This is a genomic window from Ottowia cancrivicina, from assembly GCF_029813755.1.
Taxonomy (GTDB): domain Bacteria; phylum Pseudomonadota; class Gammaproteobacteria; order Burkholderiales; family Burkholderiaceae_C; genus Ottowia; species Ottowia massiliensis.
The window spans coordinates 46,641-56,787 of the sequence record NZ_JARVII010000018.1 but is presented as its reverse complement, the minus strand read 5'-3'; the positions used below and the strand labels follow the sequence as shown (position 1 = coordinate 56,787).

Sequence of the window (10,147 nt, the reverse complement as noted above, 5' to 3'; positions counted from 1 at the left end):
ATCGTGCTCTGGCTGGTGCAGCAGCCCCCGCATGTGAACGTGAACCGCATTGAAGTCATGCCCGTGGCGCAAAGCTTCGCGCCGCTTTCCGTGGCGCGCGGCTAAGCCCTATCCCATTTCTTTCCATCCCTTCACTTTCCAAGGAAACCGCCATGCAACAGGCCATCTCCGCTTCCGCCGCCACGCCGCCGGCCGCCTACACCCTGCCCGCGCCCGTGGGCGCGGCCCTGTCGCTGCTGCCTGCCTACCCAGGCTCCATGCTGCTGGTGGCCGTCATCAACCTGGCCCTGGCCAGGCATCTGCCCGAAGACGTCACGGCCCTGCTCGAAGGCAAGCGCCTGGCCATTCGCGTGCGCGACGCGCGGCTGGACTTTGACTTCACCTGGCAAGGCGGCAAATTCGCCCCCTGCGCGCGGCACGCCGAGCCAGACCTGGCCATCAGCGCCAACGCGCAAGACTTCGTGCTCCTGGCCCAGCGCAAGCAAGACCCCGACACGCTCTTTTTCAACCGCCGCCTCATCATGGAAGGCGACACCGAACTGGGCCTGGTGGTGAAAAACGCGCTCGACGCGCTGGAGCTGCCCGTGCTCGACCCGCTGTACTGGACGCCCCAGGCCGTCTTCACCCGCCACGCGCCGCAGCCCCTGCAAGACCTCGTGCAGCGCCTGCCCAAGCTGCCGCTGCCGCCGCTGCCGCCCTTCATCCGCAAGCCCTGAAACGAAAACCCAAGCGCCATGCCCGCCCACGACCCATCCCTGCCCCTGGTCTACTCCTGCTCCGGCTGCTCCAGCGCCGCGCAGCTTGCCAACCACGTCGCCGTCAAGCTTGACCGGCGCGGCGTGGCTGAAATGTCGTGCATCGCCGGCGTGGGCGGCGACGTGCCCTACCTCGTGAAAATCGCCAAATCGGGCCGCCCCATCGTCGCGCTCGACGGCTGCGCGCTCGTGTGCGTGAAAAGCAGCCTCGCGCGCCACGGCATCGCGCCTGACCGCCACTACCAGCTCCAGCAATACGGCGTCAAAAAACGCACCCACGAAGACTACGACCCCGAGCAGGCCGCCCAGGTGCTCGCCCAGGTTGAGGCCGATCTGGCCGCGCAGCCCCTGTGCCCGCCGCAGGAAACGGCCGCGCCGCCCGCCCAGGCCGGAAGCAGCGGCCCGGCGCGCCCTTGCCCCGCCCCCCGCGCCGCCAGCACGCCCGAGCCATCCCGCGCGCCGCATGCCGAACGCCATGAAACCGCAGCCGCCTGAGCGCGCCTGCGCCCGCCGCCTCATCGTGGGCATCTCCGGCAGCAGCGGCGCCACCTACGGCCTGCGGCTGCTGCAAGCCCTCAAGAAAACCGGCCTGCAAGTGCACCTGGTCATCACCCCCGCCGGCTGGCTCAATTTGCGCCACGAAACCGGCGTGACCGACACCCAGGCGCTGCAACTGGCCCACACCCTGCACGCCAGCACCAACCTGGCCGCCAGCATCGCCAGCGGCTCGTTTCAGACGATGGGCATGATCGTCGCCCCCTGCTCCATGCGCACCCTGGCCGCCATCGCCCACGGCCTGGGCGACAACCTGCTCACCCGCGCCGCCGACGTCACGCTCAAAGAGCGCCGCCGCCTCGTGCTCATGACGCGCGAATCGCCCCTGAGCCTTATTCACCTGCGCAACATGGCCGCCGCCACCGAAGCGGGCGCCATCATCTGCCCGCCCGTCCCCGCCCTCTACCAGCGCCCCGCCAGCATCGACGAAATGGTGGATCACAGCGTGGCCCGCGCGCTCGACCTGCTGGGCCTGCCCCAGGGCCTGGCCGGCGAGTGGGAAGGCTTCTAGCGCCTGTGCGCAGCCCGGCCCCAAAAAGAACGGTTCGGGCAGGCCGGGCGCAGGTCCAGCGGAAGCGGCTATTTTTCGCTCCCGAATCCATAGCGTCATGTCCTGGTGGAACGGGCGCAAAAGCCTTTTTGACCCCCTTTGCATTCGCTCCTGTTTCTGATGCAGCCCCCGCTGGCGATCCGCCGCCTGAGCGCCTGTCCGCAATCTGCCTGCGGGCGCCAAAAGCGCGGCCTCGGGCGCTCTCGGGCACTCTCGGGCGCTGCAAATGCCTCGCCAGCCGCAAGGCCCATTTGCGGTTATCGCCTTGCAGCCTGATTCCGCCCCCTTCGCCCCCTTCCCCTTCGCCCCTTTCGCCCCTCACAGCCAGGCTCTGAACAGACTCTTGGCGCAAAGCGAAGGGCCGCCCTGCGCTGATCAGCGCAAGCCGTCTTTCCTCTGCCCTTTCTCCACCGCCCGCCTTGCGCGCGGCAGCCTGGCGAAAAGCATCCGGCCATATCAAAAGAGGAGCGAATACCGGCGGGCGAAAAGGCCGTTTGCGCGCGTTCCGCCAGGACCTCATGCTATGGATCAAGGAGCGGATTTCGGCGCGTCATGAAGGCGCTATCGGCTGGCTTGAAGCTGATTGGGGCCGCTTGGGGCGGCGGGAAGGTTGGGCTGGGGCCAAAGTGGCGTCATTCCCCGGGCCAGGCCGCTGGCGTTTCAGGCTGCCTTGCGGCGCCGGGGCTGGCGGCGGGCGTTTCCGGCTCCGCTGCGGGCAGCAGGCTGGCCACGCGTTGCGTCAGGGCGTCACGCCCGGGGTCAAAAACGGGCGGCGCGCCGGGGCGCTCTTCCCAGTCCGGGTGAGCGCGGGCCGGGCGCAGGGCGTCCGCCAGCGTGGCCGTCAGCTGGCGGGCCTGGGCGGCTTGCTGGCTGCCCTCTTCCCATTCGGCCGCGCGCAGCTTGTGCTGGGCGGCGTGCCCGCGCTGCGTGAGGGCCTGGTTGAGCGCCAGAAGGCGCGCGGCCAGCAGGGCGAGCACGGCGTCTTGCGCCGTGAGTTCCTGCGTGCCGGTGAGGCGGCCGCGCAGCTTGCCAGCCAGGGGCTGCCAGCCGCCGCTCAGGGCGCTGCCAATGGCGCCGCCCAGCGTGGCGGCGGCGCCCAGCGACAGGCCCGCCAATGCCACGTCGGCCACCGCGCCGATGCCCGCGCCAATGGCCGCGCCCAGGCCCAGGCGGCGGCCAGCTTCTTTGAGCAAGGCGGGGTTGAACAGGTCGTCCTCCCAGCGCTGGGCCAGTTGCGGCAGGCTGGCGGCTTCGGCGTCTTCCGGCCCGAAGGCGTGCGCGCGCAGCAGCGCCTGCGCGGCCCGGCGGGCATGGGCCGCGCAGTCTTGCTGGAAGGCGTGGATGAAGGCGTCGCGCCGCGCCGGATCGGCGTATTCGCCTGCGGCGATGGACCGGCGCATGGCGGCCACGCTGACAAGGGCGCTGGCGATGGCCAGGCGCGCGGCGCGCTGGCGGTCTTGCGCCTGCTGCTCAAGCTGGCGGGCAATGTCTTCAAGCTGGCGGCGGCGCTCGGGCAGCAGCGCGGCCAGGTCGCGGTACAGCGCGGTTTCGGCCCCGTTGAAGGGAGCAACGGCGTCAAACGCCGCGCAGGCGTGCAGGCCCGCATCGCGCAAGGCGGCGCGCCAGCCGTCCTGGCGGCTGCCTGCGGCGCGCACGAAATTGAGCACGGGCATGATGGGGCGCGCGCACCAGGCCAGCGCTTCCATTTCGGCGCGGTATTTGGGCAGCACGGGCGCGCGCGTGTCGATGACGAGCATGGCCGCGTCTGCGTGTTCAAGCAGGGCGCGCAGCACTTTGGCTTCCTGCTCGAAGCTGGCATGCGCTTCGGGGCCGCTCAAAAAGGCGCGCACGCGGTCGGTGCGGCTGGGGTGCGCGGGCAGGCTTTGGGCGGGCAGCTCTTGCAGGTAGTCGAGCAGCGCCACGGCGTCTTCCAGGCCCGGCGTGTCGAAAAAGCGCACGGCCACTTCGCCTTGCAGCAGCAGGTCGATGCGCTCGACGTGCCGCGTGACGCCGGGCCGGTCAGAGACTTCGCCAAACGCCGCCCGCCGCGTGAGCGTGCGCAAAAGCGAGGTTTTGCCCGCGTTCGTGTGGCCCACCACGGCAATCCGCAAGGCAGACGGGGCGGCGGATGAGCCGGACGCAGACGCCTGCGCGGGGGCTTCGGACGGGGTGCTCATGGAGGCAGGCGCGGTCATGGGCGCGAATTGTCGCCGGGGCGGCAGCGCCGGGCGCAGAAATCAGCAGGCGGCGCCAGGCAGGGGCGAAGGCCCGCCCCGGGCGCGGCTGCGGGCATGAAAGCGGACATGAAAAAACCCCGGCAGCCCAAAGCGGCTGCCGGGGTCTGGATCGCCAGGGGAATCAGTGCCCTGCTTCAGCGCCCTGCTCATGCCTCTGCCCGTGAGCGCGGCAAGAGCGGGATGGAGACGGGCGGATTGGGATGGCATGCACAGCGGCGCAGATGAAGCGCGCCATTTCACCCCCTTTATTTTGCTCCTTGATTCATAGCATGAGGTCCTAGTGAAAATTGCGCGAGAGGGTGTTTTACCCCCTCTGAATTCGCTCCTATTTCTGATGCTTCCCACGGCACGGGCGCTTTGGCGTCCGCGCCGTGGTCAGCAGGCGCGCTTCAGGGGTGCTGCTCCAGCGCGTTGCCCAGGCCTTCGGCGACTTCGGCGTATTCGGGAATCTGGTCGAAGTTCATGTAGCGGTAGATGCCGGCTTTGTCGGAGTCCACGATGCCCATTTCCTTGAGGTATTCCTCGCGGGTGGGCAGTTTGCCCAGGCGCGAGGCGATGGCCGTGAGTTCCGCCGAGCCGAGAAAGACGTTGGTGTTCTTGCCCAGGCGGTTGGGGAAGTTGCGGGTGCTGGTGGAGATGACGGTGGCGCCCGCGCGCACTTGCGCCTGGTTGCCCATGCACAGCGAGCAGCCGGGCATTTCGGTGCGCGCGCCGGAGGCGCCGAAGGCGGCGTAGTGGCCTTCCTTGATGAGTTCGTTTTGATCCATCTTGGTGGGCGGGGCGATCCACAGCTGCACCGGGATGTCGCGCTGGCCGCCCAGCAGCTTGGCGGCGGCGCGGAAGTGCCCGATGTTGGTCATGCACGAGCCAATGAAGGCTTCGTCGATCTTGGTGCCGGCCACGTCGGAGAGGGTTTTGGCGTCGTCCGGGTCGTTGGGGCAGCAGACGATCGGCTCCTTGATTTCGTTCATGTCGATTTCGATGACGGCGGCGTATTCGGCGTCGGCATCGGCTTCAAGCAGCTGCGGGTTGGCAAGCCATTGCTCCACTTTCTCGATGCGGCGTGCCAGCGTCTTGGCGTCCTGGTAGCCGTCGGCGATCATGTTTTTCATGAGCACGACGTTGGATTGGAGGTACTCGATGATGGGCGCCTTGTCCAGCTTGATGGTGCAGCCGGCGGCCGAGCGTTCGGCGGAGGCGTCTGACAGCTCGAAGGCTTGTTCCACTTTCAGGTTGGGCAGGCCCTCGATTTCCAGGATGCGGCCGGAGAAGATGTTTTTCTTGCCCGCCTTGGCCACGGTGAGCAGGCCCTGCTTGATGGCGTAGAGCGGGATGGCGTGCACGAGGTCGCGCAGGGTCACGCCCGGTTGCAGCTCGCCCTTGAAGCGCACGAGCACGCTTTCAGGCATGTCCAGCGGCATGACGCCGGTGGCGGCGGCAAAGGCGACCAGGCCGGAGCCTGCCGGAAAGCTGATGCCGATGGGAAAGCGCGTGTGGCTGTCGCCGCCGGTGCCCACGGTGTCGGGCAGCAGCAGACGGTTGAGCCAGGAATGGATAACGCCGTCGCCCGGGCGCAGGGCAACGCCGCCGCGCGTGCTGATGAAGGCGGGCAGCTCGCGGTGGGTTTTCACGTCCACCGGCTTGGGGTAGGCGGCGGTGTGACAGAAGGACTGCATCACCATGTCGGCAGAAAAGCCCAGGCAGGCCAGGTCTTTGAGTTCGTCGCGCGTCATGGGGCCGGTGGTGTCCTGGCTGCCGACAGTGGTCATGCGCGGCTCGCAATAGGTGCCGGGGCGAATGCCTTTGCCTTCAGGCAGGCCGCAGGCGCGGCCCACCATCTTCTGCGCGAGGGTGAAGCCCTTGCCGGTGTCCACGGGGGCCTTGGGCAGGCGGAAGGCGCTGGAAGCGGGCAGGCCGAGGAAGTCGCGCGCCTTGGCCGTCAGGCCCCGGCCGATGATGAGGTTGATGCGGCCGCCGGCCTGCACTTCGTCAAGCAGCACTTCGCTCTTGAGCGCGAAGTCGGCAATCTTCTGGCCGGCTTTTTCGATGCGGCCTTCGTAGGGGTAGATGTCGATGACATCGCCCATGTCCATCTGGCTGACGTCCACTTCGATGGGCAGCGAGCCGGAGTCTTCCTGCGTGTTGAAGAAGATGGGGGCAATCTTGCCGCCCAGGGTGACGCCGCCAAAGCGCTTGTTGGGCACGAAGGGGATGTCTTGCCCGGTGGCCCAGATGACGCTGTTGGTGGCCGATTTGCGGCTGGAGCCGGTGCCGACCACGTCGCCCACGTAGGCGACGACGTGGCCTTTTTTCTTCAGGTCTTCAATGAACTGGATGGGGCCGCGCTTGCCGTCTTCTTCGGGCTTGAAGGGGGCGTCGGGGCGGGTGTTTTTCAGCATCGCCAGGTAGTGCAGCGGAATGTCCGGGCGGCTCCAGGCGTCGGGGGCGGGAGAGAGGTCGTCGGTGTTGGTTTCGCCGGGCACCTTGAAGACGGTGACGGTGATTTTTTCGGGCACTTTGGGGCGGCTGGTGAACCACTCGGCATCGGCCCAGCTCTGGATGACGGCCTTGGCGCGCGCGTTGCCCGCCTTGGCCTTGGCGGCCACGTCGTTGAAGAAATCGAACATCAGCAGCGTTTTCTTGAGCGCGCTGGCAGCGGCGTCTGCGACGGCGTCGTCCTTGTCGTCCAGCAGTTCGATGAGCGGGTGCACGTTGTAGCCGCCGACCATGGTGCCCAGCAGCTCGGTGGCCTTGGCGCGGCTGATGAGGGCGACCTGGATGTCGCCATGCGCCACGGCGGCCAGAAATGAAGCCTTGACCTTGGCCGCGTTGTCCACGCCGGGCGGCACGCGGTGGGTGAGCAGATCCATCAGGAATTCGGCTTCGCCGGCGGGCGGGTTCTTGATGAGTTCGATCAGCTCTTCGGTCTGTTTGGCATTGAGCGCCAGCGGCGGGATGCCCAGCGCCGCGCGTTCGGCGACGTGTTCACGATAGGCTTTTAACATGTGGGATTCTCCTTTTATGGGTATGAAAACGAAAAACGCTGGCTTGCGTTGAGCCAGGTTCAGGGTTTTTGATCAAACAGGCTCTGGCGGGGCATCTTGTCCATTTGCGCGGAGAACTCGCGCTGCTCGGGCGACATGCAGCCGTCGGCAATGCGCTTGCCTTGTTTCTGGTCCATCAGCATGGATTTGTTGCCCAGTTGCAGCCACAGGGCGCGGGCGCGGGTGTCTTCCAGGCGCACGGCGCCAGTGCGGCTTTCCATGGGGCGCATGTGGTAGCGCAGCTTGCCCATGTGCAGGAAGAAGTGGCCCGGGTTGTCGGCGTCAGGCTCCAGCGAAACCTTGGTGTTCAGATCACAGGAAATCGTGCCGGTGTGCACGAGTTTGGCGATGTTTTTTTCAGCTTCCGTCAAAGGCTGATCAACGGCGGCGGCAGGCGCGGGTTTGGGCGCTGCGGCCTTGGATTTGGCGGTTTTTTTGGCAGCGCGCTTTACGGGCTTTTTGGCCGCTTTTTGCGCTGCGGCGGGCTTTTGGGGCTTGTTTTCGGCGGCGTGAGCCGTGCCCAGGGACATCAGGCAGGCGGCGGCAACGAGGGCGATGAGAGCGGGTTTCATGGTGCGTGCTTTCTCTTCAGGGTTGCGGAAAGATCAGTTGGAAAACCAGGCGCGCGCTTCGCGGGGAAGCGCACGGCCTGTGGTGTGGGCGCGCTCCAGCAGCTGCCAGTAGTGGCGGTAGCTGGCACGGTCATGCAGACGGCCCTGATGGCTGATAGGCCCCCAGCGGGCTTGCTGCGCGGCCAGGAGGATGGCCGTGGCCTCGTCGATCTGGCGCTCGTCAGGCGCGAAGGCTTCGAGGATGGGACGGATTTGCGCGGGGTGAATGCTCCACATGCGCGTGTAGCCCAGCTGCTGCGCGGCGCGGCAGGCGGCTTGCCTGAGCGCGGCGGCGTCATTGAATTCAGTCACCACGCAGTGCGAGGGCACTTTGCCGAAAGCATGGGCGGCAGAAGCGATTTCCAGCTTGGCGCGCACCACGAGCGGATGGCTGAACTGGCCTTGCGCGCCCATGCCTTGTGCCGGTATGGCGCCTGCATGGGCCGAAACAAAGTCCATGAGGCCAAAGCTCAAGGATTCCACGCGCGGATGGGCAGCAATGTCAAACGCCCGGTGCACGGCGGCGGGCGACTCGATCAGCGCATGCAGCGGCAGGCCCTGGGGGTAGATGGACAAGAGGGCTTCTTCGGCCCGGGTTACGTCATGAACCGATTCCACCTTGGGCAGCATGACGTAGGCCAGGCGATGCCCGGCGCGGGGCAGGATGGCGGCCAGGTCTTGCGTGAATGCGGGGTGATCCACGGGATGAACGCGCACGCCCACGCGGGCTTTTGCAGGCGCGGACAAGGCCAGCTCGCCAACCAGCGCGGCGTGTTCGGCTTCGCCGCCAGCGGGCGCGCCGTCTTCGCAGTCCAGCGTGACGTCAAACACGCAGGCGCCAAATTCTTCCGTCATTTCGGCCTGCAATTGCAGGCTCTTGCGCATGCGCGCTTCCACGCCGCTGTAGTGGTCGCACACGGGCAGCATGCCCCGGCTGGCCTGCGCGGCCAGCAGCACGCTGCGGGGATGCAGGGCAAATGCGCTCAGGTTTGTCATGCGGCTCTTTCGGCTATTGAAAACAAGATGGAAACCGGCTTCTGGCGCGAACGGGAAAGGTTGCAAAACGGTTGAACCGGCGGCACTGACATTCAGGCATGCCAGCGCGGGGTGTTGGTTGCCAGAGCCTGCTTTCGATTTGTCCGTGGGTGCAAAAGTGCAAACAGGCGAGTCTTGTTTTGTGCGGTTTACTCTGTTTTTGAGAGCAAATTCCAGCCCCTGAAAATGCCTCTGTCGCACGCTTTTATTGACTTTGATGCCATCAAATCAATAGCGAAATGGCGGATGACTTCAGGGGCTGAACCGGCGGTCAAACCGGTTCGCGGCAAGACTCGAAACAGGTTCTTACAGCAAGTGCTTGACGCCTTCTTGCTCGCCTTGCAGTTCGGCCAGCGTCTTGTTGATGCGCTCCTGGCTGAAAGCGTCGATTTCCAGCCCCTCAACCACTTTGTATTCGCCGTTTTCGCAGGTCACGGGAAAACCGAAGACCACGCCTTGCGGAATGCCGTACCAGCCTTGCGAGGGAATGCCCATGGTGACCCATTCGCCATTCGTGCCCAGCGCCCAGTCGCTCATGTGGTCAATGGCCGCGTTGGCAGCGCTGGCTGCCGAAGACAGGCCGCGCGCTTCGATGATGGCCGCGCCGCGCTTGCCCACGGTGGGCAGGAAAACATTGGCGTTCCATTCCTGGTCGTTGATCATGTCTTTCACGCTTTGCCCGTCAATGGTGGCGAAGCGGTAATCGGCATACATGGTGGGGGAGTGGTTGCCCCAGACAGTGAGCTTTTTGATGTCTTTGACCGGCTTGCCCGTTTTTTCGGCAATCTGGCTGGCAGCGCGGTTGTGATCCAGCCGCAGCATGGCGGTGAAGTTCTTGGCCGGCAGATCAGGGGCCGATTTCATGGCGATGTAGGCATTGGTGTTGGCGGGGTTGCCGACCACGAGCACTTTTACGTTGCGGCTGGCGACGGCGTTCAGCGCCTTGCCTTGGGCCGTGAAGATTTGCGCATTGGCGGCCAGTAGGTCGGAGCGTTCCATGCCGGGGCCGCGCGGGCGCGCGCCCACCAGCAGGGCGTAATCCGCATCCTTGAAGGCCGTCATCGGATCCGAATGCGCCTGCATGCCTGCCAGCAAAGGGAAAGCGCAGTCTTGCAGCTCCATCATCACGCCCTTGAGGGCCTTTTGGGCTTTTTCATCGGGAATTTCAAGCAATTGCAGGATGACAGGCTGATCTTTGCCCAGCATTTCGCCAGAAGCGATGCGAAACAGAAGGGCATAGCCAATCTGGCCTGCTGCGCCAGTCACGGCAACACGGACGGGTTTTTTGCTCATATCCAGGAGTCTCCAGTGGGTTGGTTTGAAACAAGGAAGGGCGGCTGCCACAACCAGATCCGCACTG

At 65.9% G+C, this 10,147-nt stretch carries 7 protein-coding genes and 1 pseudogene; 3 read left to right on the top strand and 5 right to left on the bottom strand.

Translation table 11 applies throughout. From position 1 onward, the window contains the following. Window positions 1-152 precede the first annotated feature (152 nt). From ubiT to QB898_RS09265, 3 genes and pseudogenes are all read left to right on the top strand, one after another. Complete coding sequence (gene ubiT / locus QB898_RS09275; protein ID WP_279524719.1) at window positions 153-716, top strand: ubiquinone anaerobic biosynthesis accessory factor UbiT; 564 nt, start codon at window positions 153-155, stop codon at window positions 714-716. Window positions 717-734: 18 nt separating this feature from the next. Further along, window positions 735-1,106, top strand: a pseudogene (locus tag QB898_RS09270) (putative zinc-binding protein); the annotation flags it as partial. A gap of 112 nt (window positions 1,107-1,218) precedes the next feature. After that, window positions 1,219-1,821: a UbiX family flavin prenyltransferase gene (locus QB898_RS09265; RefSeq protein WP_279524718.1), complete on the top strand. Its 603-nt coding sequence runs from the start codon at window positions 1,219-1,221 to the stop codon at window positions 1,819-1,821. 671 nt (window positions 1,822-2,492) lie between these two features. Here the strand turns inward: QB898_RS09265 and QB898_RS09260 are convergent. The 5 genes from QB898_RS09260 to QB898_RS09240 all read right to left on the bottom strand — a co-directional run bounded on the left by QB898_RS09260 (window position 2,493) and on the right by QB898_RS09240 (window position 10,080). Then, entirely contained in the window at window positions 2,493-4,055 is a 1,563-nt protein-coding gene (locus QB898_RS09260; protein WP_279524717.1) for a GTPase/DUF3482 domain-containing protein, read from the bottom strand. A gap of 431 nt (window positions 4,056-4,486) precedes the next feature. After that, on the bottom strand, window positions 4,487-7,102 hold the full coding sequence (gene acnB / locus QB898_RS09255; protein ID WP_279524716.1) for a bifunctional aconitate hydratase 2/2-methylisocitrate dehydratase: 2,616 nt from the start codon (window positions 7,100-7,102) through the stop codon (window positions 4,487-4,489). A gap of 59 nt (window positions 7,103-7,161) precedes the next feature. Further along, window positions 7,162-7,713, bottom strand: a complete 552-nt coding sequence (locus QB898_RS09250) for a hypothetical protein (RefSeq protein WP_279524715.1) — start codon at window positions 7,711-7,713, stop codon at window positions 7,162-7,164. A gap of 33 nt (window positions 7,714-7,746) precedes the next feature. After that, window positions 7,747-8,748 (bottom strand): HpcH/HpaI aldolase/citrate lyase family protein, encoded by a 1,002-nt coding sequence (locus QB898_RS09245; protein WP_279524714.1) that lies wholly within the window; start codon window positions 8,746-8,748, stop codon window positions 7,747-7,749. 345 nt (window positions 8,749-9,093) lie between these two features. Next, window positions 9,094-10,080, bottom strand: a complete 987-nt coding sequence (locus QB898_RS09240; RefSeq protein WP_279524713.1) for a malate dehydrogenase — start codon at window positions 10,078-10,080, stop codon at window positions 9,094-9,096. Between the last annotated feature and the right edge of the window lie 67 nt (window positions 10,081-10,147).

Excerpts from the sequence above, each read along its gene's own strand:
- QB898_RS09260 (WP_279524717.1), bottom strand. The coding sequence starts at position 4,055 with ATGACCGCGCCTGCCTCCATGAGCACCCCGTCCGAAGCCCCCGCGCAG.
- QB898_RS09250 (WP_279524715.1), bottom strand. The coding sequence starts at position 7,713 with ATGAAACCCGCTCTCATCGCCCTCGTTGCCGCCGCCTGCCTGATGTCC.
- QB898_RS09265 (WP_279524718.1), top strand. The coding sequence starts at position 1,219 with ATGCCGAACGCCATGAAACCGCAGCCGCCTGAGCGCGCCTGCGCCCGC.
- acnB (WP_279524716.1), bottom strand. The coding sequence starts at position 7,102 with ATGTTAAAAGCCTATCGTGAACACGTCGCCGAACGCGCGGCGCTGGGC.
- ubiT (WP_279524719.1), top strand. The coding sequence starts at position 153 with ATGCAACAGGCCATCTCCGCTTCCGCCGCCACGCCGCCGGCCGCCTAC.
- QB898_RS09240 (WP_279524713.1), bottom strand. The coding sequence starts at position 10,080 with ATGAGCAAAAAACCCGTCCGTGTTGCCGTGACTGGCGCAGCAGGCCAG.
- QB898_RS09245 (WP_279524714.1), bottom strand. The coding sequence starts at position 8,748 with ATGACAAACCTGAGCGCATTTGCCCTGCATCCCCGCAGCGTGCTGCTG.